Origin of the sequence: Ancylobacter polymorphus (genome assembly GCF_022836935.1) — a bacterium.
In the GTDB taxonomy this organism is placed as follows: domain Bacteria; phylum Pseudomonadota; class Alphaproteobacteria; order Rhizobiales; family Xanthobacteraceae; genus Ancylobacter; species Ancylobacter polymorphus_A.
The window spans coordinates 1,126,356-1,151,473 of record NZ_CP083239.1 but is presented as its reverse complement, the minus strand read 5'-3'; the positions used below and the strand labels follow the sequence as shown (position 1 = coordinate 1,151,473).

General features: G+C 70.2%; 20 protein-coding genes. 15 read left to right on the top strand and 5 right to left on the bottom strand.

Translation table 11 applies throughout. The features are described from left to right. The first annotated feature begins 10 nt into the window (after nt 1-10). Nucleotides 11-961 carry a bifunctional riboflavin kinase/FAD synthetase gene (locus K9D25_RS05410; protein WP_244380082.1) on the top strand — a complete coding sequence of 317 codons (951 nt, stop codon included), beginning with the start codon at nt 11-13 and terminating at the stop codon, nt 959-961. Between the two features lie 3 nt (nt 962-964). Here K9D25_RS05410 and K9D25_RS05405 read toward each other — a convergent pair whose 3' ends face one another. After that, complete coding sequence (locus K9D25_RS05405) at nt 965-1,870, bottom strand: LysR family transcriptional regulator (RefSeq protein WP_244380080.1); 906 nt, start codon at nt 1,868-1,870, stop codon at nt 965-967. Between the two features lie 128 nt (nt 1,871-1,998). Here K9D25_RS05405 and K9D25_RS05400 point away from each other — a divergent pair, with 128 nt between their 5' ends. The 7 genes from K9D25_RS05400 (at nt 1,999) to K9D25_RS05370 (ending at nt 11,746) form a co-directional block, all read left to right on the top strand. After that, nucleotides 1,999-3,039 (top strand): zinc-dependent alcohol dehydrogenase family protein, encoded by a 1,041-nt coding sequence (locus K9D25_RS05400; RefSeq protein ID WP_244380078.1) that lies wholly within the window; start codon nt 1,999-2,001, stop codon nt 3,037-3,039. Nucleotides 3,040-3,117: 78 nt separating this feature from the next. Then, on the top strand, nt 3,118-6,189 hold the full coding sequence (ileS, locus tag K9D25_RS05395; RefSeq protein WP_244380076.1) for an isoleucine--tRNA ligase: 3,072 nt from the start codon (nt 3,118-3,120) through the stop codon (nt 6,187-6,189). A gap of 8 nt (nt 6,190-6,197) precedes the next feature. Beyond that, a complete protein-coding gene (gene lspA, locus K9D25_RS05390; RefSeq protein ID WP_244380074.1) occupies nt 6,198-6,695 on the top strand; it encodes a signal peptidase II in 498 nt (165 codons plus the stop codon). 83 nt (nt 6,696-6,778) lie between these two features. Further along, on the top strand, nt 6,779-7,462 hold the full coding sequence (locus K9D25_RS05385; protein ID WP_244380050.1) for a hypothetical protein: 684 nt from the start codon (nt 6,779-6,781) through the stop codon (nt 7,460-7,462). Nucleotides 7,463-7,695: 233 nt separating this feature from the next. Then, nucleotides 7,696-9,087 (top strand): M16 family metallopeptidase, encoded by a 1,392-nt coding sequence (locus tag K9D25_RS05380; RefSeq protein WP_244380037.1) that lies wholly within the window; start codon nt 7,696-7,698, stop codon nt 9,085-9,087. Next, complete coding sequence (locus K9D25_RS05375; protein ID WP_432207913.1) at nt 9,084-10,472, top strand: M16 family metallopeptidase; 1,389 nt, start codon at nt 9,084-9,086, stop codon at nt 10,470-10,472. Before K9D25_RS05380 ends, K9D25_RS05375 begins: the two co-directional genes overlap by 4 nt. A 188-nt stretch (nt 10,473-10,660) precedes the next feature. Continuing rightward, nucleotides 10,661-11,746, top strand: a complete 1,086-nt coding sequence (locus K9D25_RS05370; RefSeq protein ID WP_244380033.1) for a hypothetical protein — start codon at nt 10,661-10,663, stop codon at nt 11,744-11,746. A 197-nt stretch (nt 11,747-11,943) separates the two neighbouring features. On the opposite strand, the gene K9D25_RS05365 is transcribed toward K9D25_RS05370, so the two are convergent. Then, nucleotides 11,944-13,266 carry a DUF3422 family protein gene (locus K9D25_RS05365; RefSeq protein WP_244380031.1) on the bottom strand — a complete coding sequence of 441 codons (1,323 nt, stop codon included), beginning with the start codon at nt 13,264-13,266 and terminating at the stop codon, nt 11,944-11,946. Nucleotides 13,267-13,524: 258 nt separating this feature from the next. On the opposite strand from K9D25_RS05365, the gene K9D25_RS05360 reads away from it, so the two are divergent. Beyond that, entirely contained in the window at nt 13,525-14,379 is an 855-nt protein-coding gene (locus K9D25_RS05360; protein ID WP_244380029.1) for a hypothetical protein, read from the top strand. 70 nt (nt 14,380-14,449) lie between these two features. On the opposite strand, the gene K9D25_RS05355 is transcribed toward K9D25_RS05360, so the two are convergent. Continuing rightward, nucleotides 14,450-14,869, bottom strand: coding sequence for a hypothetical protein (locus tag K9D25_RS05355; protein WP_244380027.1), 420 nt, complete (start codon nt 14,867-14,869; stop codon nt 14,450-14,452). A 267-nt stretch (nt 14,870-15,136) separates the two neighbouring features. Here K9D25_RS05355 and K9D25_RS05350 point away from each other — a divergent pair, with 267 nt between their 5' ends. From K9D25_RS05350 to glcF, 4 genes are read left to right on the top strand one after another with little or no spacing between them, the layout of a single operon-like run. After that, a complete protein-coding gene (locus K9D25_RS05350) occupies nt 15,137-16,633 on the top strand; it encodes an FAD-linked oxidase C-terminal domain-containing protein (protein ID WP_244380025.1) in 1,497 nt (498 codons plus the stop codon). Further along, nucleotides 16,633-18,054 (top strand): 8-oxoguanine deaminase, encoded by a 1,422-nt coding sequence (locus K9D25_RS05345; protein ID WP_244380024.1) that lies wholly within the window; start codon nt 16,633-16,635, stop codon nt 18,052-18,054. Before K9D25_RS05350 ends, K9D25_RS05345 begins: the two co-directional genes overlap by 1 nt. Before the next feature lies 1 nt (nt 18,055). Next, the gene (locus tag K9D25_RS05340) at nt 18,056-19,375 is read left to right on the top strand and encodes an FAD-binding protein (RefSeq protein ID WP_244380023.1); all 1,320 of its coding nucleotides are present in this window, start codon (nt 18,056-18,058) and stop codon (nt 19,373-19,375) included. 3 nt (nt 19,376-19,378) lie between these two features. Beyond that, nucleotides 19,379-20,698 (top strand): glycolate oxidase subunit GlcF, encoded by a 1,320-nt coding sequence (gene glcF, locus K9D25_RS05335; RefSeq protein WP_244380022.1) that lies wholly within the window; start codon nt 19,379-19,381, stop codon nt 20,696-20,698. A gap of 52 nt (nt 20,699-20,750) precedes the next feature. Here the strand turns inward: glcF and K9D25_RS24900 are convergent, their stop codons facing one another. Continuing rightward, entirely contained in the window at nt 20,751-20,882 is a 132-nt protein-coding gene (locus tag K9D25_RS24900; RefSeq protein ID WP_279613793.1) for a hypothetical protein, read from the bottom strand. On the opposite strand from K9D25_RS24900, the gene K9D25_RS05330 reads away from it, so the two are divergent. Both K9D25_RS05330 and K9D25_RS05325 read left to right on the top strand, forming a co-directional pair. After that, on the top strand, nt 20,881-21,879 hold the full coding sequence (locus K9D25_RS05330; protein ID WP_244380010.1) for an asparaginase: 999 nt from the start codon (nt 20,881-20,883) through the stop codon (nt 21,877-21,879). The genes K9D25_RS24900 and K9D25_RS05330 overlap by 2 nt on opposite strands. 117 nt (nt 21,880-21,996) lie before the next feature. After that, nucleotides 21,997-24,012 carry a methyl-accepting chemotaxis protein gene (locus K9D25_RS05325; protein ID WP_244450802.1) on the top strand — a complete coding sequence of 672 codons (2,016 nt, stop codon included), beginning with the start codon at nt 21,997-21,999 and terminating at the stop codon, nt 24,010-24,012. A gap of 71 nt (nt 24,013-24,083) precedes the next feature. Here the strand turns inward: K9D25_RS05325 and mbfA are convergent, their stop codons facing one another. Further along, nucleotides 24,084-25,040, bottom strand: a complete 957-nt coding sequence (gene mbfA, locus K9D25_RS05320; protein ID WP_244379998.1) for an iron exporter MbfA — start codon at nt 25,038-25,040, stop codon at nt 24,084-24,086. Between the last annotated feature and the right edge of the window lie 78 nt (nt 25,041-25,118).

Sequence of the window (25,118 nt, the reverse complement as noted above, 5' to 3'; positions counted from 1 at the left end):
TTGCGCTGACATGACCCACGCCGCCGCTTCCCCGCACCCTTTCCTCGTCCTGCGCGAGGGTGACGCGCTGCCCCCCGCCCTCGCCCGGCCGGTGGTCGCCATCGGCAATTTCGACGGCGTGCATCGCGGCCACCGCGCGGTGATCGGCACCGCCATCGACCAGGCGCGCTCGCTCGGGCGGCCGGCGCTGGCGCTGACCTTCGAGCCGCATCCGCGCGCCTATTTCCGCCCGGCCGAGCCGATCTTCCGCCTGACGCCGGAGCCGATGAAGCTCAAGCGCCTGAGCGAGACCGGGCTTGATGGCGCGGTCGTGCTCGCCTTCGACGCTGCCATGGCCGGGCGCGACGCCGAGGATTTCGTCGCCGCCATTCTTGTCGGGCGTCTCGGCGTCGCCATGGTGGTGGCGGGCTATGATTTCCATTTCGGCAAGGGCCGGGGCGGCTCGCCGCTGTTCCTGCGCGAGGCCGGCAAGCGCCATGGCTTCGGGGTGGAGATCGTGCCGCCGCTGCTCGATGAGGGCGCGCAGATTTCCTCCAGCGTCATCCGCGCCGCGCTGGCGCAGGGCCGCGTCGAACAGGCCGCCCATATGCTGGGCGCGCCCTTCGCCATCGAGGCCGAGGTGGTGCATGGCGACAAGCGCGGGCGCGAACTCGGCTACCCCACCGCCAATATGCGGCTTGATCCGGCGGTGACGCTGGCGCACGGCATCTATGCGGTGACGGTGGAGATCGACGGAACGCGGCACAAGGGCGTGGCGAGCTTCGGCCGCCGCCCGACCTTCGACGACGGCGCGCCGCGGCTGGAGACCTTCATCTTCGACTTCGCCGGCGACCTCTATGGCCGCGTGCTCACCGTCGCCTTCCACGCCTGGCTGCGGCCGGAGCTGAAATTCGACGGCATCGACGCGCTGATCGCGCAGATGGACATCGACAGCGCCCGGGCCCGCGCGGCGCTGGGGTAGGGGTTACAGCTCGGCGCTGCCGGGCAGCTCGGCGGCGAGCGCGTCGAGGGCGAGGCGCAGCTTCATCGGCATATGTGGCGCCGCCGGCCACAGCGCATGGGTGGCGAAGACCTGGCGCGGCACCTCCGCCAGCAAGGGCACCAGCGCGCCGCTGTGAACCCGCGCGCGGATGAGCCAGCAGGGCAGCCAGGCAAGGCCGTGCCCCGCCTCGGCGGCATCGGCGATCGCTTCCAGATCATCGAAGCGCAGCCGGCTCGGTGGCGTCACCGCCACCGGCGCTCCCTTGCCCAGCGGAAATTCCCAGGCCTTCACCCGGCCGTCGCGGGCATAGGTCACCGCGTGGTGGCGGTGAAGATCGTCGAGCCCCTGCGGCGTGCCCTCCACTGCCAGATAGGCGGGGGACGCGCAGACGGTCATCCGCTGCAGCCCGACGGTGCGGGTCATCAATCCATGGCCTGACCCGATCTCGCCATTGCGGATGGCGAGATCGAACCCGTCCTCGACCAGATCGACCAGCCGGTCGGAGAGGGCGAGATCGAGTTCGAGCCGGGGATGGCGGGCGGCCAGCCGCGCCAGCAGGGGAGCGACGCAGCGCCGCCCGAACAGCAGCGGCGCGCTTACCCGCAGCCGCCCCGTGGCCTCGCGCCGGCCCGATTCCAGCGCGGAGCGGCCGGCCTGCAGTTCGGCCAGCGCCCGCACGCAATGCTCGTAATAGCGCTGCCCGTCCTCGGTGAGGCTCAAAGCGCGGGTGGTGCGGTGGAACAGGCGAACGGAAAGCCGGCCTTCCAGCCGCGCCACCGTCTTCGCCACCGCCGAGCGCGTCAGGCCGAGCCGGACGCCGGCCGCCGAAAAGCTGCCGGTGTCCACCGCGGCGACGAAGGCGTCCACGCCTGCCAGAACCTCGCTCATGCCGCCTTCCGCTCGCCCGCCGGCATTGGCGCCATAAGTTCGCCAATGTTGGGAACAACTAGCGCAACCGGCGAAACAAATTCAACCTTAGAACGCTCCGAGACGTTTCCGCGCACGGAGCAAGGACGATGAACGCAGATACGATTCCCGCCACGATGCGGCGCTGGGAGATGGACGGTTTCGGCCGCGCGGCTCTGAAGCTGCGGCAGGTGGCGGTGCCCCGGCCCGGCCCGGGCGAGGTGCTGGTGAAGGCGGCGGCGGTGGCGCTGAACTACCGTGACCTGCTCAACATCGCCGACGGCATGGGCGCGCCGCTGCCCTTTCCCTTCACGCCCGCGTCCGATCTCGCCGGCACCGTCGTCGCCACGGGCGCGAATGCCGCTCGCTTCGCGACGGGGGCGCGGGTGATCTCCACCTTCTTTCCCGGCTGGATCGACGGCCTGCCCGCCGGCGATTCCGCCCTTCTGCCCTATCAGGCGCTCGGCGGCGCCTATCCCGGCGTGCTCGCCGACTATGTCGCGCTGCCCGAGGCCTGGTTGGTGGCGGCGCCGGCAACGCTGCCGCTTGAGGACGCCAGCACCCTGCCCTGCGCCGGGCTCACCGCCTGGTTCGGGCTGGTCGAGCGCGGCGGGCTCCGGGCCGGCGACACCGTGCTGGTGGAGGGCACCGGCGGCGTCGCGCTGTTCGGGGCGCAGATCGCCAAGGCCATGGGCGCGCAGGTCATCGTGGTCTCCGGCAGCGCCGCCAAGCGGGAGCGCGCCCGGGCGCTCGGTGCCGACATCTTCATTGACCGCAGGCAAGGCGACTGGGTGGACGCGGTGCGGGCGGCGACCGGCGGACGCGGCGCCGATCATGTCCTCGCGCTGGCCGGCGGCGCGGCGCTCGGCCGGGCGGTGGAAGTGGCGGCGATCGGCGGGCGCATCGCCCAGATCGGCGTCATCGAGGGCTTCGACGCGGCGCTGCCGCTCGGCCCGCTGATGCTGAAGCAGCTCACCCTCAACGGCATCGGCGTCGGTCACCGCCGGGCGCTGGAGGATCTTGTGCGGGCGGTCGACGCGACGGGGCTGAGGCCGGTCATCGATGGGCGCTACCGGCTGGCGGAGCTGCCGGCGGCGCTCGATCATCTGGAGCGCGGCGCCTTCGGCAAGATTGTGGTGACGCCCGGCTGAGCGGGCGCATTCCCCGCCCTCCCTTGCACGCGCCCGGCGCTGCGCTTAAACCGGGCGCGAAGGCTTAAGGAGCGCGTCATGACGAGCCGCAACAGCGATGGTCGCAACGGGAACGAAACGTCGGTTGAGCCGGCCGGCGAGGGCACGGCGCACGACTATTCCGCGACCCTGTTCCTGCCGCAGACCGATTTCCCCATGCGCGCCGGCCTGCCGCAGCGCGAGCCGGAGCTGCTGGCGCGCTGGGAGCGGATCGACCTTTATGGCCAGCAGCGCAAGGCCGGCGCCGGCCGCCCGCGCTTCGTGCTGCATGACGGCCCGCCCTATGCCAATGGCAACATCCATATCGGCCACGCGCTCAACAAGATCCTGAAGGACGTGGTGGTGCGTTCCCAAGGCGCGCTCGGCCATGATTCCAACTATGTGCCGGGCTGGGACTGCCACGGCCTGCCGATCGAATGGAAGATCGAGGAACAGTACCGCGCCAAGGGCAAGAACAAGGACGAGGTGCCGGTCGTCGAGTTCCGCCAGGAATGCCGCGCCTTCGCCGAGGGCTGGATCGACGTGCAGCGCGCCGAGTTCAAGCGGCTCGGCGTCGAGGGCGACTGGTCGCACCCCTATGTGACGATGAGCTATGACGCGGAAGCGCAGATCGCCCGCGAGATCATGAAATTCGCCGGCAACGGCCTGCTTTATCGCGGCTCCAAGCCGGTCATGTGGTCGGTGGTGGAGCGGACTGCGCTCGCCGAGGCCGAGGTCGAGTATCACGACCACCAGTCGACCACGATCTTCGTCAAATTCCCGGTCACCGGCTATCGCAAGAGCGCCGCCACCGCCGGCGGCCTGCCCAAGGGGCTGGAGCCGCCGGAGGATGCCGCCGACATCCACCTGTTCCCCTCCTATGAGGGCGCCAGCGTGGTGATCTGGACCACCACGCCCTGGACCATCCCCGGCAACCGCGCCATCGCCTTCTCGCCGAACGTGACCTATGCGGTCTATGAGGTGACGGAGGCGCCGCACGACAATTGGGCCAAGGTGGGCGAGCATTTCATCCTCGCCGACAAGCTGGCGGAAGAGGTGTTCAAGGCCGCCCGCGTCACGGCTTACGAACGCCATAAGGAGGTCGACCCGACGCATCTCGTCTGCGCCCATCCGTTGAACGGCGTCGAGGGCGCGCAGGGCTATTTCGATTTCCGCGTGCCCGTGGTGCCCGGTGATTTCGTCACCGACGACACCGGCACCGGCTTCGTCCACATCGCCCCCGGCCACGGCGCCGACGACTTCAACCTCTATATGTCCGCCCATCTGGGCGAGGTGCCGCACACGGTCGGCCCGGACGGGCGCTATTACGACCATGTGCCCCTCTTCGCCGGCGCCCGCGTCATGGACGACAAGGGCAAGGATGGCGACGCCAATGATGCGGTGATTAAGGCGCTGATGGGCGCCGAGAAGCTGCTGGCGCGCGGAAGGTTGAAGCACCAGTACCCGCATAGCTGGCGCTCCAAGGCGCCGATCATCTTCCGCAACACGCCGCAATGGTTCATCGCGATGGACAAGGACATCGCGGCGGCGGACGGTTCCAGCGCCAGTGGCGACACGCTGCGCGCCCGCGCGCTCGGCGGCATCGCCGGGGTGCAATGGGTGCCGGCCTCCGGCCAGAACCGCATCACCGGCATGATCGAGAACCGGCCGGACTGGGTGGTCTCGCGCCAGCGCGCCTGGGGCGTGCCGATCGCCGTCTTCGTCAAGGACAGGGGCGACGGCACGGTCGAGATCCTGCGCGACGAGAAGGTGAATGCCCGCATCGCCGAGGCCTTCGCCACCGAGGGGGCGGACGCCTGGTACAAGGAAGGCGCCGCCCAGCGCTTCCTCGGCACCGATTACAGTTCCAATGAATGGACCAAGGTCGACGACATTCTCGACGTGTGGTTCGATTCAGGCTCCACCCACGCCTTCACGCTGGAAGTGCGCGAAGACCTCAAGGCTGACCGCGCCTTCAATGGCGGGCCGGACCGGGTGATGTATCTCGAAGGCTCGGACCAGCATCGCGGCTGGTTCCATTCCTCGCTGCTGGAGAGCTGCGGCACGCGCGGGCGCCCGCCTTACGACGTGGTGCTGACGCATGGCTTCGTGCTCGACGAGCAGGGCCGCAAAATGTCGAAATCGGTCGGCAATGTCGTCGCCCCGCAGGAGGTGATCAAGAACTCCGGCGCCGACATTCTGCGCCTGTGGGTGTGCGCCTCCGACTATTCCGACGATCTGCGCATCGGGCCGGAAATCCTCAAGACCACGGTCGAGACCTATCGCAAGCTGCGCAACACGCTGCGCTGGCTGCTCGGCTCGCTGCATCATTACCGCGAGGCCGAGCGCGTCGCCTTCGCCGACATGCCGGCGCTGGAAAAGATGGTGCTGCACCGCCTCGCCGAGCTCGACGGCGTGGTGCGCGAGGCCTATGCCGGCTTCGACTTCAAGCGGGTGAACGCGGCACTGACCGCCTTCATGACCAGCGAACTCTCGGCCTTCTATTTCGACGTGCGCAAGGACGCGCTCTATTGCGACCCGCTCTCCTCGGTGACGCGGCGGGCCTGCCTCACCGTGCTCGACGAGGTGTTCAACCGGCTCGTCGTCTGGCTGGCGCCGATTCTGCCCTTCACGGCGGAGGAGACCTGGCTGGCGCGCTTCCCCTCCGAGACCGGTTCGGTGCATCTTCAGACCTTCCCCGACACGCCGGCGAAATGGCGCGACCCGGTGCTGGCCGATGAGTGGCGCAAGATCCGCCTGGTGCGGCGCGTCGTGCTCGGCGCGCTGGAAGTGGAGCGCGCGGCCAAGCGCATCGGCTCCTCGCTGGAAGCGGCGCCGGTGATCCACGTCTCCGACCCGAACCTGTTCGCCGCGGTGAGCGCGGTCGATCTGGCGGAAGTGTGCATCACCTCCGACGCGCATCTGATGCCGGATGAGGGCCCGGCCGACGCCTTCCGCCTGCCGGACGTGCCGGGCGTCGCGGTCGTGCCGAACCGGGCGGTGGGGCATAAATGCGCCCGCTCCTGGAAGATCTCGCCGCTGGTGGGCACGGAGGCGGACTATCCCGACGTGACCCCGCGCGACGCGCAGGCGCTGCGCGAACTGGCCCATGCCCGCCGGGCGGCGGAGTGAGCGCGCGCGTGTCGCTCCGCCTCGCCGGCCCACATACGCTGACCGGCGCGCTGTTCGCGCTCGCCGCGCTGGCGATCGACCAGGGCTCCAAGCTCGCCGTGCTGCACGGGGTGGATTTCGGCCCGGACGGCATCGTGAAGGTGGCGCCTTTCCTCGACATCGTCTGGGCGTGGAACACCGGCATCAGCTACGGGCTGTTCTCGCTGGGCGCCGAGGGCTGGTGGGTGCTCGGCGGGGTGAAGCTGGCGGCGGCGGTGCTGTTCTGGTTCTGGCTGGCGCGCACCGACAACCGGCTGGAAGCGGCCGCGCTGGGGCTGCTGATCGGCGGCGCGCTCGGCAACGCCATCGACCGGGCGGCCTATGGCGCCGTGTTCGACTTCGTCTCGCTGCACGCTTTCGGCTTCTACTGGTATGTGTTCAACCTCTCTGACGTGGCCATTGTTGCCGGGGTCGGGCTGCTTTTGTATGCTTCCTTTTTCGGGAGCGCCGCAAAATCGCCGCCCTGAAGTGAGATCGGACCTTCCGCACGCTTGAGCGGTCGCGTGGGCGAGGCGTTCTCGCCCCCTACGGACCGGCAGGAGACGACCGGATGACGACACGAGTTCATGCCGCCCGCGCCGGGCTGTTCGCCGGCGTCCTGGCCTGCGCCGCCGCCGGGGCTTTCAGCACCGCGCCGGCTCTGGCCCAGGCGCAGGATGCGCCGGAGACCAACCTCACCGGGCAGATTCTCACCGGCCTCGGCCTGGTGGCGCCGCCCCCGCCCGATATCGACTACCGCGAGCGCCCGCCGCTGGTGGTGCCGCCGACCGGCGACATCCTGCCCCCGCCGCGCGACGCCTCGGCGATTTCGCAGAATCCGGCATGGCCAAAGGACCATGACCAGGTCGTCCGCGAGGCGGAAGCGAAGGCGAACTGGGTGGACACGCGGGCGACCTCAAGCCGCGTCGGCGAGGCCCGCTCGCTCACCCCGGCCGAACTGAACAAGGGCTATCGTTCCGGCAAGGCCACCGGCAGCGGCTTCGCCAATAATGGCCGCGCCAACCAGGACAACCGTCTCTCGGTGAACGAGATGGGCTTCCTCGGCTGGGACAGCAAGAAGGACGACACGATCCGCTTCGAGGGCGAGCCGGAGCGTGCATCCCTCACCGAGCCGCCGCCCGGCTACCAGACCCCCGCGCCCGGCGCCAAATATGGTGTCGTCGCTGACCGTCCGGAAGACAAGGCGTGGAAGCTGCCGAACTTGTTCGACCGTACCCAGAAGAACAGCGACTGACCGGGCACGCCGGCCGGCGTGGCGTTGCCCTTCCCGCGCCTGCCGGCGCGTTCGGGGCGTGCCGTGCGCCCCGCTTCCTCACTTCGCGGTGAAGCCCGCCGGCGGCGCATCGCGCCGCGCCTGCTTCATCGCTACATTGCCTGCGCCTCCGCCCTGCGCCGCCCGAGCCCGGGTGGCGCGCCCGTCTCTCCGGGCGGTCCGCCGAAACGGATGAAGCTGTGACTGGAAGACTCATGCCCGCTCTGATGCTGCTCGCCGGCGCCGCCGCCGGCCTTGCCACCGCTCCCGCGCGCGCGGACGCCGCCGAGGTGGCGGAGTTCACCCTCGGCAACGGCATGCAGGTGGTGGTGGTGCCTGACCATCGCGCCCCGGTCGTCACCCATATGGTGTGGTACCGGGTCGGCTCGGCCGACGAGCAGCCGGGCAAGTCGGGCATCGCCCATTTCCTCGAGCATCTGATGTTCAAGGGTACGGACAAACACCCGGCGGGCGAGTTCTCGCAGGTGGTCGCCAAGCTCGGCGGGCAGGAAAACGCCTTCACCTCGCAGGACTACACCGCCTATTTCCAGCGCGTCGCCAAGCAGAACCTCGCCACCGTGATGGGCTTCGAGGCCGACCGCATGACCGGCCTCGTCCTGACCGACGAGGTGGTGCTGCCCGAGCGCGACGTGGTGCTGGAAGAGCGCCGCATGCGCACCGACAACGACCCTGCCTCGCAGCTTTCCGAGGCCGCGCAGGCCGCCATGTTCGTCAACCACCCCTATGGCCACCCGATCATCGGCTGGGAAGACGAGATCAAGCAGCTGAACCGGCAGGACGCGCTGGATTTCTACCGCCGCTTCTACACGCCCAACAACGCCATCCTCGTGGTGGCGGGCGATGTCGAGCCGGAGGAGGTGAAGAAGCTGGCCGAGGAGACCTATGGCAAGGTCGCCCCGCGCGCCGAGACGGCGGAACGCATTCGCCCGCAGGAGCCCCCGCCGCGCGCCGAACGCCGGCTGGTGCTGGCCGATGGCCGCGTCGGCCAGCCGAGCCTCTCGCGCAGCTATCTCGTGCCCTCCTATCGCGGCGACCGCGACGAGAGTGTCACGCTCGACGTGCTCGCCCAGGTGCTGGGCGGCGGTTCCACCGGGCGGCTCTACCGCTCGCTCGTGGTCGACAAGGGCGTCGCCGCCAGTGCCGGCGCCTGGTACCAGTCGACCGCCCTCGACGATACGCGCTTCGGCCTCTCGGTGACGCCGCGCCCCGAGGTGACGATGGAGGCGGTGGAAACCGCGCTTGACGAGACCATCGCGGCGCTGGCCACGAACGGGCCGGACGCGGCCGAGCTGGAGCGGGCCAAGACCCGGTTGGTGGCCGAGGCGATCTATGCCCAGGACAACCAGGCGACGCTGGCGCGCATCTATGGCGCCGCGCTCGCCACCGGCTCCACCGCGCAGGATGTGAAGATCTGGCCAGAACTGGTGAAGTCCGTCACCGCCGAGCAGGTGCGCGACGCCGCGCGGCGCTGGCTGGTGCCCGCCCGCGCCGTGACCAGCCAGCTGCTGCAGGCCAAGCCCGCCCCCGCCGCCGCCCTGCCCGAGCCGGGCGCCGAACGGGCGAGCCCCGGGGAGGACCGTTCGTGACCGGCCGCGCCGCAGGCCGGCGCTCCCGCCCTCTCCGTTCCTTTTTCTCGCTCGCCGCGGCCACGCTCATGACCATCGCCCTCGTCCCCGCCTCGCCCGCCCAGTCCGAAACGACGCGCATCCAGCGGGTGATCAGCCCGGGCGGCATCGAGGCGTGGCTGGTTCACGACACCACCCTGCCGCTGGTGGCGATGGAAATCGCCTTTCTCGGCGGCGCGGCGCAGGACCCGGCTTCAACGCCCGGCGTCGCCAGCCTCACCTCCTCGCTGCTCGATGAGGGCGCGGGCGATCTCGATTCCCGCGCTTTCCAGGACCGGCTGGCGGAAAAGGCGATCGAACTGCGCTTCGATGCTTCGCGCGACAGCCTCGGCGGCTCGCTGCGCACGCTGTCGGAGAATGTCGACGACGCCTTCGCGCTGATGGCGCTGGCGGTCAACGCCCCGCGCTTCGACGACGAGGCGGTGGAGCGCATCCGCCAGGGCCAGCTGGCGCAGCTGCGCCGGCGGCTGAACGATCCCTCCTCGCTGGCGAGTCTCGGCTGGTCGGCGGCAGCTTTCCCGAACCATCCCTATGGCCGCCCGGTGGCCGGCACGCTGGCGAGCGTGCCCACCATCAGCCGTGACGACCTCAAGAGCTTCGTCGTCCGCAACCTCGCCCGCGACAATCTCAAGATCGCGGTGGTCGGTGACATCACGGCGGAAAAGCTCGGCCCGGCGCTCGATGCCATGTTCGGCGCGCTGCCGGCCAAGGCCCAGCTGACCCCGGTGCCGGATGTGGAACCGAAGGGCCTCGGCACCGATGTGGTGAAGACGCTGGCCGTGCCGCAGACCTCCATCGTCTTCGGCGGCATCGGTCTCAAGCGCGACGACCCGGATTTCATCCCCGCCTTCGTGCTCAACCACATTTTCGGCGGCTCGGCCTTTTCCTCCCGCCTGTTTAGGGAAGTGCGGGAAAAGCGCGGCCTCGCCTATTCCGTCTACAGCCACCTCGCCCCGCTCGATCATGCGGCGCTGATCCTCGGCGGCACCGCGACCAAGAACGACCGGGCGGCCGAGAGCGCGGCGCTGATCCGGGCGGAATATGAGCGCCTGCTCACCGTCGGGCCGAGCGAGGAGGAACTGGCGGATGCCAAGAGCTACCTCATCGGCTCCTTCGCGCTGCGCTTCGACAGCTCCGCCAAGGTCGCCTCGCAGCTGCTGCAGATCCAGATCGACAATCTCGGCATCGACTATATCGACATCCGCAACGAGCTGGTGGCGAAGGTGACGCTGGACGACGTGAAGCGCGTGGCCGCGCGGCTGAACGCCCATCCCGCGCTGCTGTTCAGCCTGGTGGGGGAGCCGACGGGGCTCACCGCCACGCCCGCCGCCGGCAATGGCGGCTGAACCCGCCACGCCCCACGGGCGAAGAGGCGGACGCGAAGGCTTGACGCCACCGCCACAGGACAGGTTTCCTGCGCGCGGTGGCCTGCTATAAGAGCGTCCAGTAAAGCGGATCCAGGATCACCGGCCGTCCGGCGCTTCGGGGGAAGGCGCCACGGCTCATCCAGCCCGGGACGGCGGGGAGTATGCGTATGGGTATCGGGGACGTGCGAAACCGGCCGTTCGGCCAGGCGGGACGCAGAGGGGTGCTGAGAGGGCGCGCGCCGGCATGGCTGGCCATTCCCGCGCTCGCCCTGCTGCTGGCCGGCTGTGCCGGCGCCGGCATTGGCGGCGGCAATGGCAATGAAGGGCCGATGGGCGCCGGAGATGCCGGCGACCAGGGTTTCCTCGGCTCCAGCATGCAGACCACCACCGTCTCGCCCACCGCCGCCGGCGGCGGCACCAGCGGCGCGGGCACGGCCGCGGTGACCCCCGGTGCGCCCGACGCGTCCGAGTTCACCTGCCCGCCGATCCAGGTGCGGACCGGCGCGGCGGCCTGGCAGGTGACGGAGCCTTCCGATGGCGGTGTGCGCTATCAGGCGACGCTCGGCCAGTTTTCCCGCGAATGCCGTTTCTCCGCCCCCGACATGACCATGCGCATCGGCATTCAGGGCCGCGTGCTGCTCGGGCCCAAGGGCGGGCCCGGCAAGCTCACCGTGCCGATCCGCCTCGCCGTGGTGCAGGAAGGTCCGGCGCCGAAATCGATATGGACCAAGTTCTATTCGGTGCCGGTGGAAGTGGGCCCGGGCGTGATGCAGGTCGATTTCGGCCTCGTCGCCGACGACGTGACCTTCCCCCGTCCGTCGCCCGGCGCGTCCGAGAGCTATGTCGTCTATGTCGGCTTCGACCCGCAGGGCAAGGAAGAGAAGCCGACGCGCACCCGCCCGGCAGCGCCGCGCACCCAGCCGCAGGCGCAGCAGGCGCCGCGCCAGACCCCGGCGGCGGCCCGGCCCGCCCCGGTGGCGACGCCCGCCCCCACCGCGACGCCGCGCCAGACCTCCCCGGCCGTGGTGCCGGCAGCCAGCGCCGCGCCGCGCACCGCCCCGGCGGCGCCGAGCACCACGGTGCAGAGCGCGCCCGCCACGCCGGCACCGGCCGCGACCGCACCGGCGGCGACCGCCCCCACCCGCACGATCACGCCGGCCCCGGCGGCCAGCGCCCCCGCGCCCGCCCCGGACAACAGCCAGACCCAGTGGATCGGCGCCCCCGCGCCCTCAACCGGCGGCTTCTCGCAATAGACGCCCGCGCCGGCCGACAGCAAAAAGCCCCGGGAGACCGGGGCTTTTCCGTGAGAAACGGCGGCTGAGCCGAGGGCAGGGCGCGTGCCGCAGCCCTAGATCATTTCACTGTTTCATGGAAACGGTGAAATGATCTGATTCTTTGTTTTGTCGCGTTTTCTTCACGCGAACCGGAATCCACTTCGCTCGAAAACGCTCTATTCGGCATGGCCGCGACGGATGCGGCGGACCACCGACCAGATCACCAGCACCACGATGGGCACGGCGATGGCGGTGGCGGTGCCGACATCGTAATGCAGCCCGGCTTCCTCGGCGCGGGCGTGCAGCCCTTCCAGCGCGTAATGCAGCAGGCTGATGACGTAATAGGAGATGGCGGCGACGGAGAGCCCTTCGACCGTCTGCTGCAGGCGCAGCTGCATGCGCGCGCGCTTGTTCATGCTCTGCAGCAGGTTGCGGTTCTGCTGTTCCAGCTCGACATCGACGCGGGTGCGCAGCAGGTTGGCAGCGCTGGTGAGCTTGACCGACATATTGGCCTGGCGCTGCTCGATCGCCTGGCAGGTGCGCATGGCCGGCTGCAGCCGGCGCAGCAGGAATTGCTGCCAGGTGGGATAGCCGGAAATCGGCCGCTCGCCGATGGTGCGCAGGCGCGAATTGACGATTTCCTCATAGGCGCGGGTGGCACCGAAGCGGAACAGCGAGGCGGCGGCGTCCGCTTCCAATTGGGCGGCGAGGCCGGTCAGCGCGTCGAGCAGCTTGTGATTGGCGGCGAGGCCCTCGCTCTGGCGCATCTGCTCGGTGAGGCTGGAAAGCTCCTGCTCGCTATGCGCCACGGTGGGGGCGAGGCGCTGCGCCTCCGGCAGGCCGAGCAGCGCCAGCGTGCGGTAGGTCTCGATTTCCAGCACGCGCTGCACCAGCGCGCCGGCGGCGTCGTCGGTCATGCCGCGATCGCGCACCAGAATGCGCACGAAGCCGGACGGGTCGGGCTGGAAATCGGTGGCGATCTCGGCGAAGCCGTCCTCGACATCGGAGCGGGCGAGGCTGGTGCGGTCGAACAGCCGGTCGAGGGGGAGCGCGTCCGCCGTATCGGTGACGAGTTGCAGGTCCACCGCCACCAGCAACGGACCCGGCTGCGGCAGCTGGGTGAGCACATCGGTGAGGCTGGCGGCGGAGGGCTGGAAGGGCAGGCCGCCCTCGACCACATCCTCGGCCGGCAACTCCCAGGTATAGGTGGTGAATTCGGCGTGGCGCTCCCAGCGCACGACGAAGCGGCCGAAGGCGACGCGGTGCTGCTTGGCCTCGCGGTCCGGCGCCGGCTGGCCGCGCGCCATGCACAGGCTGGCGAAGGCGGCGCGGTCCGCTACCGCCTGGGCGCGGTCGACGAGAAAGGCGACGTGCAGGATGCGCGCGGGCGTCGATACCGCGACGAAGGGACGGGCGTGCAGTTCCGCCATCACGGGGGCGCGCAGCGGATGGTCGTAAAAGGTCTTGCCGGCCGACCGGGCCGTCGCGTTCGTCGTCACCGAAGCTCGCTCCTTCACCTCCCCAGCGTCGTACCGTCGCGCCGGGGAACTCCGCGCGCCTCAGTGGGTTGCATGCTGGCGGCGCGCTGGCAAGGGGGCGGGGGCGGCCACGGCGCCGCGTTGCGCCCTTTGCCTTAACGGGAGGTACTGTTGCGCCCCTGCATCAGGCTTCCGGCAAAGCGGAGCGGTTCTAGAATCCATTTGCAAGGGTCAGGGCCCCAGAGCATGAAGACAGACGGTGTTTTCGGGATGTGTGACATGAAGTTCTCGCGGGTCTGGGCCGGCTGGCTCGCCATCGTCGCCGTGCTCGTCGTCGCCCTGGCCGTTCCGGCCCCGGCGCAGGCGCAGTCCAAGCCCAATCCGAACCAGCCCCGCGTCTATCTGCTGCGCGGGCTCGCCAACATCTTCTCGCTCGGCATGGACGACCTCGCCGCCAAGATGCGCGCGCGCGGCATCGACGCCAGCGTGCATTCCTATGTCGATCTCGACACGCTGACCCGCTCCGCCATCGAGCAGGCCACGGTGGGCAAGCGTCGGCCGACGCCGGTCATAATCATCGGCCATTCGCTCGGCGCCGATGCCGCCGTCACCATGGGCAACCGGGTGAGCGACGCCGGCGTGCCGGTGCCGCTGGTGGTGACCTTCGATCCGGTGACGCCGATGACCGCCTCGCCCAAAATCGGCAAGGTGGTGAATTATTACCAGGCCGGCGGCTCGGGCAAGCCGGTCGCCGGGCGGCAGGTCGAGAATATCGACCTCACCGGCGCGGGCGCGCTGAGCCATTTCAACATCGAAAAGGCGCCGGAGCTGCACAACAAGGTCATGGGCATGATCCAGCGCCCGGCCCGCCCGCGTGCCGTGGCCGCTACGCCGAAGCCGAAGCCGGTGGAAGCCCCGGCCGATGCCGCCGCCGCCCCGGCGACGCCGGCCGCTACTCCGGCCGCGAGCCCGTCCGCCACCCCGGCGGCCACCCCCGCCGTGGCGCCGGGCGCCACGCCGGCCGCCACGCCCGCGACCCAGAGCGGCGCGGCTGCCCCGCTGGCGGGCGCCGAGACCGCTTCCGCTCCCAGCGCCGTGCCGACCGCGCCGGCCGGGACCGGCACGTCGAACTGACAGCCTTCGAAAAGTCGACAACGGCGCGGGCCCGCGAGGGTGCCGCGCCGCTTTCATTTACGAGGCCATGTCAGGCCGGCTGAACGGAGAACACGACGAAGGTGTGCAGCTCGCCCTCCTCGTCGCGCAGCGAGACATATTCGCCCGGCACGAAGGCATGGTCGCCGAAGCGATAGCCGGTCTCGTCGTCGTCGCTGGCCTCCGCTTCATAGTCGAACACCCAGCTCGCTCCCCCCGCACCGCCGGCGCGGTGGACCAGCCGGCCATGCTCCGGCGCCTCGTTGGCCCAGAAGCGGGTGACGGTGCAGGCGGCGCGCTGGCCCTTCCAGGCCTCGGCGTTGATGCGGCCCGTGCCGTCCAGCGGCGCGACGAATTCATAGCCATGGCGGGCGCTGCCCTCGGGAAAGTCCTTCGAGCGGGCGAGATGCAGGCGGATGCGGCTGAGCGCTCCGGTGTCGGCGTCCTCCGTGCGGGCGGTGAGTTCGTTCATGCGCGTCTCCCTCTGTGCGGCGGCCGGCATGGGGCGCGGCCTTTGGTCATTGGCCTACCCAGTGGAGGTGCGCACCGCCTTGATCGCGCGCAAGGGGGCGTGCGCCGCCACCGAAGCCGAGGGTCGGACACGACATATTCATCCTTGGTCTAGTTTTTTTACCATAGGAACCGGCTGCGCTTTTCCCTAGAATGGCTCGAAAGCGAACAGGCTTTGCGCGGCCCTGCGGCCGCCCGGGCCGCACAAGACGCATCAGGGAGGAGTGCCATGTCCGGTCTCGTCATGCCGGCGCCGAAGGCGGATGTGCTGGCCCGCCGCGCCCGCATCGTCGCCGATCTGCGCGCCATCGTCCCCGGCGAGGGGGTGATCGACACCGAGGCGGAGATGCGCCCGTTCGAGAGCGACGGGGTGACGGCCTATCGCCAGCTCCCGCTCGTCGTGGTGCTGCCCTCCACCACCGAGCAGGTGTCGAAGGTGCTGGCCTATGCCCATGCCAACGGCATTCCCGTGGTGCCGCGCGGGGCGGGCACCTCGCTCTCCGGCGGGGCGCTGCCGCTGGAAGACGGCATCCTGCTCGGCATGGGCAAGTTCAACCGCATTCTCGACATCGACTTCGACAACCGCACTGTGGTCGCCCAGCCGGGCGTGACCAATCTCGGCATCACGACGGCGGTGGCGCATGAGGGCTTCTATTACGCACCCGACCCCTCCTCGCAGATCGCCTGCACCATTGGCGGCAATGTCGGCGAGAATTCCGGCGGGGTGCACTGCCTGAAATACGGGCTGACGACGAACAATGTGCTCGGCGTCGAGATGGTGCTGATCACGGGCGAGGTCATTCGCCTCGGCGGCAAGCATCTCGATTCCGGCGGGCTCGACCTGCTCGGCCTCATCGTCGGCTCGGAGGGGCTGCTCGGCGTGGTGACGGAAGTCACGGTGCGCATCCTCAAGAAGCCGGAGACGGCGCGTGCCGTGCTGGTCGGCTTCCCCTCGTCGGAAGCGGCGGGCGCCTGCGTCGCCGCCATCATCGCCGCCGGCATCATTCCCGGCGGGATGGAGATGATGGATAAGATGATGGTCCATGCCGCCGAGGCGTTTCTCGGCGCCGGCTACCCGCTCGATGTCGAGGCGCTGCTGATCGTCGAGCTGGACGGGCCGGAGGCGGAGGTGAACCACCTCATCGAGCGCGTGGCGGAGATTGCCGGCACGCTCGGCTGCCTGACGCTGCGCGCCTCCACCAGCGAGGAGGAGCGCGTCGCCTTCTGGGCCGGGCGCAAGGCCGCGTTCCCCGCCGTGGGGCGGATTTCGCCGGATTATCTCTGCATGGACGGCACCATTCCGCGCAAGGCGCTGCCGCTGGTGCTGAAGCGCATGGAGGAGATGTCGGAGAAATACGGGCTGCGCTGCGGCAATGTCTTCCATGCCGGCGACGGCAATCTCCACCCGCTGATCTGCTACGACGCCAACCAGCCCGGCCAGCTTGAGAAGGCCGAGGCCTTCGGCGCCGACATTCTGCTGCTCTGCGTCGAGGTGGGCGGCGTGCTCACCGGCGAGCACGGCGTGGGGGTGGAAAAGCGCGACCTCATGCCGTCCATGTTCGACGAGACCGACCTTGCCCATCAGCAGCGGCTGAAATGCGCCTTCGATCCCGAGGGGCTGCTCAACCCCGGCAAGGTGTTCCCGGTGCTGCACCGCTGCGCCGAACTGGGCCGCATGCATGTCTCGGGCGGCAAGCTGCCCTTCCCCGACCTGCCGCGCTTCTGATGGCAACCCTCCTCGTCCGCAACGCCACGGTGCTCGTCACCATGGACGGCGCCCGCCGCGAGATTTCCGGCGGCGGGCTGTTTGCGCGCGATGGCGTGATCGTTGAGGTGGGGCCGAGCGCGAGCCTGCCGGAAAGCGCCGACGAGGTGCTCGACCTCTCCGGCCATGTGCTGCTGCCCGGCCTGGTCAATTGCCACCACCATCTCGACCAGACGCTGACCCGCGCTCTGCCGGCGGCGCAGAACGTCAACCTGTTCCGCTGGCTTGGCGCGCATTATCGGCTGTGGGCGGCGCGCACGCCGGAGGCCTCGCGCACGGCGACGCTGGTGGGGCTGGCGGAACTCGCGCTGTCGGGCTGCACCACCTGCTTCGACCATGCCTATGTCTTCCGCAATGGCTGCGCGGTGGACGACCAGATCGCCGCGGCGCGCGAGATCGGGCTGCGCTTCATGGTCTCGCGCGGCTCCATGTCGCTCGGCCAGTCCCAGGGCGGGCTGCCGCCGGATGAGTGCGTGGAGGATGAGGACGCCATCCTCGCCGATTGCGAGCGCGTCATCGCCCGCTATCACGACGCCGCGCCCGGCGCGCGGCTGCAGATCGCCCTCGCCCCCTGTTCGCCCTTCTCGGTGACGCCGGAACTGATGCGGGCGAGCGCGGCGCTGGCGCGGGAAAAGGGCGTGCGGCTGCACACCCATCTCGCCGAGACCGTGGATGAGGAGCGCTACACGCTGGCGCGCTTCGGCAAGCGGCCGGTCGCCTATATGGAGGAACTGGGCTGGCTCGGCGATGACGTGTGGTTCGCCCATGCGGTGCATGTGAACGCGCATGAGATCGGCTGCTTCAGAGGCGCCGGGGTCGGTGTGTGCCATTGCCCCTCCTCGAACATGCGCCTCGCCTCCGGCATCGCCCCGGTGCGGGCCTATCGGGCGGCAGGGGTCAAGGTCGGGCTCGGGGTGGACGGTTCGGCCTCCAATGACGGCAACAACCTGCTCACCGAAGCCCGGCAGGCCATGCTTCTGGCGCGGCTGCAGATGAGCCTGCGCCCGCCCGAGGGGCCGGACACCACGCTCTCGACTTCGGACCCCTCGCGCGACCATGAGTGGATGAGCGCGCGCGAGGCGCTGGAACTCGCCACGCTGGGCGGGGCTTCGGTGCTCGGGCGCACGGATATCGGCGCGCTGGCGCCGGGCTATTGCGCGGATTTCTTCGCCCTGCGGCTCGACGATGTCTCCTTCGCCGGCGGCCTCGCCGACCCGGTCGCCGCCGCCCTGTTCTGCACGCCGGGGCGCGCCGCCTTCACTTATGTCCACGGTCGGCCGGTGGTGGCCCATGGCGAGGTGGTGACCATCGAGCTGCCCGCCGTGGTGGCGGAACACAACACGCATGCCGCGCGGCTCGCCGCGCTTTCGGGAGTGGCTTGAGATGAGCGAGAGGCTGTGTCCGCGCGACGAGGCGGAGGTGGTGGAGGCGGTGCGCTGGGCGGTGTCGAACGGGCGCACGCTCGATGTCGCCGGCTCCGGCTCCAAGGCCGGGCTTGGCCGCCACATCCAGACCGACGCCACGCTGGAGCTGAAGGGCCTCTCGGGCGTCACCCTCTATGAGCCGGAAGAGCTGGTGCTGAGCGCGAAGGCCGGCACCACGGTGGCCGAGATCGAGGCGCTGGTCGCCGCGTCCAAGCAGATGCTGGCCTTCGAGCCGATGGATTTCGGCCCCCTGCTCGGCGTGGCGCCGGGCGGCGGCACGCTGGGCGGGCTGATGGCCTGCAACCTCGCCGGCCCGCGCCGGCCGAGCGCCGGGGCGGCGCGCGACCATGCGCTCGGCATCCGCGCTGTCTCCGGCCGGGCGGAAGCGTTCAAGGCCGGCGGGCGGGTGGTGAAGAACGTCACCGGCTATGATCTGCCGCGCGGGCTGGCAGGCTCCCATGGCACGCTCGCCGCCTTCACCGAACTCACCATCAAGGTGCTGCCGCGCCCGGAGACGGTGGAGACGCTGCTGCTGCTCGGCCTCGACCCGGCCGCCGCCGCCGGCGCGATGAGTGCGGCGGTCGGCTCCTATTACGACGTGTCCGGCGCCGCGCATGTGCCGGAAGCGGTGGCGGCCGCGATTCCCGCCGTCGCCGGCGCGGGCGCCTCGGTGACCGCGCTGCGGCTGGAAGGGGTGGCGCCGTCCATCCGCCACCGGCGCGGCAAGCTGGAAGAGATGCTGCGCGAGCGCGGCACGCTGTCCTTTCTCGACGCGGAGGCCTCGCTCACCTTCTGGCAGGCGGTGCGTGACGTGACGCCCTTTGCGGCTTTTGTCACCTCTCCCCCACGGGGAGAGGTCGGCGCGGCTGCCGCGCCGGGTGAGGGGGCTGGGCGCGCGCCTTCCCCCTCACCCCGCCCTCTCCCCGTGGGGGAGAGGGAGACGCATGCCCTCTGGCGGGTCTCGGTGGCGCCGATGGCCGGGCCGTCCGTCGGCGCGGCGCTGGCAGGGCTCGGCGCGCGCTGCCTTTACGACTGGGCCGGCGGCCTCATCTGGGTGGAGATGCCCGGCGCGGAGCCGCAGACGGCGGCGGTGCGCGCGGCGGTGGCGGCGGCGGGCGGCGGCCATGCGACGCTGATCCGCGCCAGCGCGGCGGCGCGGGCGGGCGAAGAGGTGTTCCAGCCGCTCGACCCGATCACCGGCGCGCTGATCGCCCGGATGAAGAACGGCTTCGACCCCGGGCGCGTGCTGAGCCCCGGGCGGATGTATGCGGGAGTGTGAGTGATGCAGACGAACTTCTCCCTCGCCCAGCTGGCCGATCCGCAGACGGCACGGTCGGAGCAGGTGCTGCGCGCCTGCGTGCATTGCGGCTTCTGCACCGCCACCTGCCCGACCTATGTGCTGCTGGGGGATGAGCTGGATTCCCCGCGCGGGCGCATCTACCTGATCAAGGACATGCTGGAGAACGACCGGCCGGCGACGCAGGAGGTCGCCAAGCATGTCGACCGCTGCCTGTCCTGCCTGTCCTGCATGACCACCTGCCCCTCGGGCGTGCACTACATGCACCTCATCGACCATGCGCGCGACCATGTGGAGGCGACCTATGACCGGCCGCTGATGGACCGGCTGACGCGGGCGCTGCTGGCGCGGGTGCTGCCGAGCCGCACGCTGTTCCGCCTCGCCATTGGCGGGGCGATGGTGGCGAAGCCCTTCGCCGGCCTTTTCGCCTCCATCCCCGGCCTCGCGCCGGTGGCCGCCATGCTGCGGCTCGCCCCCGCCCGGCCGGCCACGCGCTCGGCGGATGAAGGCGTGCGCCGCTTTCCCGCGCAAGGCACCCGCCGCGCCCGCGTCGCCCTGCTCGATGGCTGCGCCCAGCCGGTGCTGCGGCCGGAGATCGACGCGGCGGCGATCCGCCTGCTCACCCGGTTGGGCGTGGAGATCGTCCGCCCCGTCGGCGGCGGCTGCTGCGGCTCGCTCACCCACCATATGGGCAAGGAGGAGCTGGCGCTTGCCAATGCCCGCGCCAATGTCGACGCCTGGATGCGCGAGATCGAGGGTGAGGGGCTCGACGCGATCCTCGTGACCACCTCGGGCTGTGGCACGACGATCAAGGATTACGGCCACATGCTGCGCACCGACCCGGCCTATGCCGAGCGCGCGGCGAAGGTGTCGGCGCTGGCGAAGGATGTGAGCGAGTTTCTCGCCGCGCAGGAGCTTCCCGCGCCGGTGATCGCGCCCGGCATCCGCGTCGCCTATCACTCCGCCTGTTCGCTGCAGCACGGCCAGCGCGTGCGCACCGCGCCGAAGGCGCTGCTGGCCGGCGCCGGTTTCACCGTGCTGGAGCCGGCCGAAGGGCATTTGTGCTGCGGTTCGGCTGGCACGTACAACATCCTCCAGCCCGAGATCGCCGGCCGGCTGCGGGCGCGCAAGGTCGCCAATATCGAGCGCACCGACCCGCAGGTGATCGCCGCCGGCAATATTGGCTGCATGACGCAGATCGGCGGCGGCACGCGCGTGCCGGTGGTCCACACGGTGGAACTGCTGGACTGGGCGACGGGCGGGCCGATGCCGGCCGAACTGGCGGGGCTGCGCGCGGCGGCGTAACGGGCTGACGGGGTGACGGGCTGACGACTTGGCGGCGGGCGGCTAGATCATTTCACTGTTTCACGGAAACAGTGAAATGATCTAATTCTTTGTTTTGTCGCGTTTTCTTCACGCGAACCGGTATCCACTTCGCTCGAAAACGCTCTAGGGTGGAGCGTCCCCGCTGCGTCGTCAGGTCTTCCATGTCCGCTCTCCTTCCGCGTCCCCGTCTTCTCGTCCTCTCCCTCGGCGGCACCATCACCATGACCACGGCGCCCGATGGCGGCATCGCGCCGACGCTGGGCGCGGCCGAGCTGGTGGCCGCGGTGCCCGGTCTCGCCGAGGTGGCGGACATCGAGGCACGCTCGCCGATGAAGGTCGGCAGCGCCTCGCTGACGCTGGAGAACATCGCCGCCGTGGCGGGCGAAATCCGCGCCGGCTTCGCCGCCGGCATGGATGGCGCGGTGGTCATCCAGGGCACCGACACCATCGAGGAGACCGCCTTCGCGCTCGACCTGCTGGTGCCGGGCGAGCGGCCGGTGGTGGTGGTCGGCGCCATGCGCGGCCCGCAGCAGCCGGGCGCCGACGGGCCGGCCAACCTTCTGGCCGCCGCCCTCGTCGCCGCCAGCGACGCGGCGCGCGGGCTCGGCACGCTGGTGGTGCTGAACGACGAGATCCACGCCGCCCGCTTCGTGCGCAAGGCGCACACGGCGCTCACCTCCGCCTTCGTCTCCGACATGGCCGGCCCGCTCGGGCTGGTGGCGGAGGGGCGGGTGCGGCTGCTGACCCGCGTGGCGCGCCCGGCGCTGGCCTTCGACCCCGGCACAGTGCCGCTGCCGCCGGTGGCGCTGCTCAAGATCGCCATGGGCGACGATGGACGGCTGCTGCGCGCCGTGCCCGATCTCGGCTATGCCGGCCTCGTCATCGAGGGGGCGGGGGCGGGCCATGTGCCGGGTGCGCTGGCGCCGCTGGTCGGCGAGGTGGCGGCGCGCCTGCCGGTGGTGCTGGCCAGCCGGACGCTGGCGGGCCCGGTGTTCGCCCGCACCTATGGCTATCCCGGCTCGGAAATCGACCTGCTGGCGCGCGGCGTGCTCTCCGCCGGGCTGCTCACCGGGGTGAAGGTGCGGCTGCTGCTCACCCTGGCGCTGGCCGCCGGCGCCGACCGGGCAGCGCTGGCGCAGGCCTTCGCCGCTTATGAGTAGACCCGCCGGCCCGCGCCGCTGAGCCCGCTGCCCACAACCACCGGCAAGACTGGCGCAAGCCACATGTCCTTTTGTGCCGCAAGGTAAAAGGACACGTGGAGGTATCTCGTGGGCACGATGCGTCTCGGCATCGCGATGAAGCTCGGCATTGCGTCCGTGCTGCTCGTTCTTCTCTCCTGCGGTGTGCTGGTGAGCCGGCATTTCGCCATGACGAGCATCGAGGAGGCGAATGACGCCGCCGAACGGCAGGCGACGATCCTGAACGAGAGCGAGGAAGTGGCCGATCTGCTGACACGCATCCAGCTCAACGCCACGGAGATGCGGCTGTCCTTCGCCAATCCCAATAATGAGGCGCTGCTCGGCGCGGTGAACGCCGACATCACGGCGGCTCAGGGCCGGCTCGACCGGCTGATGGCGCTGGAAACCCATGACGACGACCGCGCGGACTTCGTGAAGCTCAAGCAACTGCTCGGCGAGTTCGGCGCCGTCACGACGCAGGTGCACGATTCGGAGAAGACGCAGCAGCAACTCGTCGAGGCCCGCCCGGCCCTCGCCATGCGGGCGCGCACGCATTTCTCCACCCTCGCCGGCCAGATGCTCGAACTCGGCAACACCGACATGGCGAGCAATCTGCAGCCGCTGGAGCAGCTGGTGGACAGCATCAATCTCGCCGCCTCCACCTATATGCTGGAAGGCGACGCCAAGCAGCTCAAGCGCCTCACCTCGATGCAGAACCGCGTCGTCACCATCCTCACCGATGTGCGCACGCAGATGGGCGACAACGCTCAGGTGGCCCAGACGGTGGAGACGGCGCTAAAGGATTTCGACGCCTATAAGCGGGTGATAGACGAGACTATCGCCGAACTCGCCAGCCGCACCGCGCTGGTGAACGAGAGCAGCACGCCGCTGATGCGCGAGGCGGCCAGCGTGCTGGCCGGGGTCACCAAGGAATCCTCCCTCCAGGCCGACGAGGCGCGGGCGCTGGCCGATCAGGCGCTCACCGACGGCATGACCCGTATTCTCATCTTCTCCGCCATCGCCATTCTGGCGGCGGTGCTGGCCAGCGCCTATTCCTTCTTCGGCATCGCCCGGCCGGTGCGCGAGGTCAGCGCGGCCATGGAGCAGGTGTCCGCCGGCGATCTGGAAGCCGCCATCCCCCATGCCGGGCGGACCGACGAGATCGGCGAGCAGGCGCGTGCGCTCACCGTGTTCCGCGACGGCCTGCGCGAGGCGGAGGCGGCGCGCGAGGAGGCGCGCGGTGCGGCCCAGCGCGCCGCCGAAAACCGCCACGCCGAGATGCGCCAGCTCGCCGACCAGTTCGAGGCGGCGGTGGGCGCGGTGGTCGACATGGTCGCGACCGCGGCCAACGACCTGCAGGCGGCGTCCGAAGCGCTCAACGCCACGGCGGAGGAAGCCACCAACCAGGCCGGGGCGGTGGCAGCCGCCGCGCAGCTCGCCACCGCCAATGTGCAGACCGTGGCGGCGGCGATGGAGGAGCTTTCCGCCGCCGCGCAGGAGATCGGCGACCGGCTGCAGCATTCCACCGTGATGACCGAGCGGGCGGTGGGCGAGGTCGCCGCCACCAGCGGCCAGATGAACGAGCTGAAGGCCTCGGCCGAGCAGATCGGCACCATCACCGGCCTCATCGACTCCATTGCCGGCCAGACCAACCTTCTGGCGCTGAATGCCACCATCGAATCCGCCCGTGCGGGCGAGGCCGGGCGCGGCTTCGCCGTGGTGGCGCAGGAGGTGAAGGCGCTGGCCAGCCAGACCGCGCAGGCGACCGCCGGCATTTCCGAGCGCATTTCCGGCATTCAGGAATCGACCGGGGGCGTGCAGGGGGCCATTGCCGGCTTCAGCGCCACCATCACCGAGCTGCGCAACGCCGCGGCGGCGATTTCCGCCGCCATGACCGAGCAGCACGCCACCACCTCGGAGGTCGCGCGCTCGATCCAGCAGGCGGCGAGCGGGACGCAGGAAGTGACCACCAACATCTCCGCCGTCCAGCGCACGGCGCAGGCCTCCGCCGCCGCCGCGCACCGGGTGCTGACCTCGGCGCGCGACCTGTCGCTGCAGGCGGTGACGCTGCGCCGCGAGGTGCACAGCTTCGTCGACATGGTGCGGGCGGGCTAGAGCACGCGCCGATCAGCTTGCATCGCAAGCTGATCGGATCGCGCTCTAAAGGCCCGCCCGCGACCGCCCCTTCACGAACTGCCGATGAGGATGCCGGCGGCCAGCACCAGCAGGCCGCCGAGCACCACCTGCACCAGCGCCGAGCCGAAGGGCGTTTCCATATAGTGGGTGCGCACATAGGCGATGGCGGCGAGCTCGACGGCGACGACGACGCCGGCGACCGCCGTGGCGGTCCAGAAATCGGGGATGAGATAGGGCAGGGTGTGGCCGAGCCCGCCCAGCATCGTCATCACCCCGCAGGCGAGGCCGCGCGGCCACGGACTGCCGCGCCCGGTGATGGCGCCATCATCCGACAGGCCCTCGGTGAGGCCCATGGAGATGCCGGCGCCGATGGAGGCGGCGAGCCCGACGAGGAAGGCGGCCCAGGAATCCTGCGTGGCGAAGGCGGCGGCGAAGATCGGCGCCAGGGTGGAGATCGAGCCGTCGATCAGCCCGGCAAGGCCCGGCTGGACGATCTGCAGCACGAAGACCCGGTGGGCGGCTTCGTCCTCATGCACGCGGGCGCCGCTGGTCTCGATCTGCCCGCCGAGTTCCTGCGCCAGCGTCTCATGCGCGCTTTCCGCCTCGGCGAGGTCGGCGAGAAGCTGGCGCGTGGCCGCGTCATGGGCGCGGGCGGCGGCCTTGATGTAGAATTGCTGCGCCTCGTATTCCATCACCTCGGCCTGCCGGCGCACCGCGTCGATGCGCAGCGTGTCCATTAGCCAGAGCGGGTTACGCTTGAGAAAGCCCTTCACGTCCTGCCGGGTAATGTAGGGCAGCGCCTCGCCGAAGCGGGCGACATAGAGCTGGTGCAGCGCGTGGCGGTGGCCATGCTCCTCCTGCGCCATGCGCTCGAACATCGCCGCCGTGGCGGGATAGTCCGCCTTCAGCCGGCCGGCGAATTGGAGGTAGATGCGGGCATCCTCCTCCTCATTGGAGATGGCGAGGGCGAGGATTTCCGCCTCGCTGAGGTCGGAGAAGCGTTTCATGGCCGGGCCCCGGAATAAGATTAGAAAGGTTCTAATCCTAGGGCGGGGAGGTGTCGATTGCCTGACAGGCAGGGCAGG

Excerpts from the sequence above, each read along its gene's own strand:
- ileS (WP_244380076.1), top strand. The coding sequence starts at position 3,118 with ATGACGAGCCGCAACAGCGATGGTCGCAACGGGAACGAAACGTCGGTT.
- mbfA (WP_244379998.1), bottom strand. The coding sequence starts at position 25,040 with ATGAAACGCTTCTCCGACCTCAGCGAGGCGGAAATCCTCGCCCTCGCC.
- K9D25_RS05410 (WP_244380082.1), top strand. The coding sequence starts at position 11 with ATGACCCACGCCGCCGCTTCCCCGCACCCTTTCCTCGTCCTGCGCGAG.
- K9D25_RS05380 (WP_244380037.1), top strand. The coding sequence starts at position 7,696 with ATGCCCGCTCTGATGCTGCTCGCCGGCGCCGCCGCCGGCCTTGCCACC.
- K9D25_RS05370 (WP_244380033.1), top strand. The coding sequence starts at position 10,661 with ATGGGTATCGGGGACGTGCGAAACCGGCCGTTCGGCCAGGCGGGACGC.
- K9D25_RS05355 (WP_244380027.1), bottom strand. The coding sequence starts at position 14,869 with ATGAACGAACTCACCGCCCGCACGGAGGACGCCGACACCGGAGCGCTC.
- K9D25_RS05325 (WP_244450802.1), top strand. The coding sequence starts at position 21,997 with ATGCGTCTCGGCATCGCGATGAAGCTCGGCATTGCGTCCGTGCTGCTC.
- K9D25_RS05400 (WP_244380078.1), top strand. The coding sequence starts at position 1,999 with ATGAACGCAGATACGATTCCCGCCACGATGCGGCGCTGGGAGATGGAC.
- K9D25_RS05345 (WP_244380024.1), top strand. The coding sequence starts at position 16,633 with ATGGCAACCCTCCTCGTCCGCAACGCCACGGTGCTCGTCACCATGGAC.
- K9D25_RS05340 (WP_244380023.1), top strand. The coding sequence starts at position 18,056 with ATGAGCGAGAGGCTGTGTCCGCGCGACGAGGCGGAGGTGGTGGAGGCG.
- K9D25_RS05350 (WP_244380025.1), top strand. The coding sequence starts at position 15,137 with ATGTCCGGTCTCGTCATGCCGGCGCCGAAGGCGGATGTGCTGGCCCGC.
- K9D25_RS05360 (WP_244380029.1), top strand. The coding sequence starts at position 13,525 with ATGAAGTTCTCGCGGGTCTGGGCCGGCTGGCTCGCCATCGTCGCCGTG.
- K9D25_RS05385 (WP_244380050.1), top strand. The coding sequence starts at position 6,779 with ATGACGACACGAGTTCATGCCGCCCGCGCCGGGCTGTTCGCCGGCGTC.
- glcF (WP_244380022.1), top strand. The coding sequence starts at position 19,379 with ATGCAGACGAACTTCTCCCTCGCCCAGCTGGCCGATCCGCAGACGGCA.
- K9D25_RS24900 (WP_279613793.1), bottom strand. The coding sequence starts at position 20,882 with ATGGAAGACCTGACGACGCAGCGGGGACGCTCCACCCTAGAGCGTTTT.
- K9D25_RS05330 (WP_244380010.1), top strand. The coding sequence starts at position 20,881 with ATGTCCGCTCTCCTTCCGCGTCCCCGTCTTCTCGTCCTCTCCCTCGGC.
- K9D25_RS05405 (WP_244380080.1), bottom strand. The coding sequence starts at position 1,870 with ATGAGCGAGGTTCTGGCAGGCGTGGACGCCTTCGTCGCCGCGGTGGAC.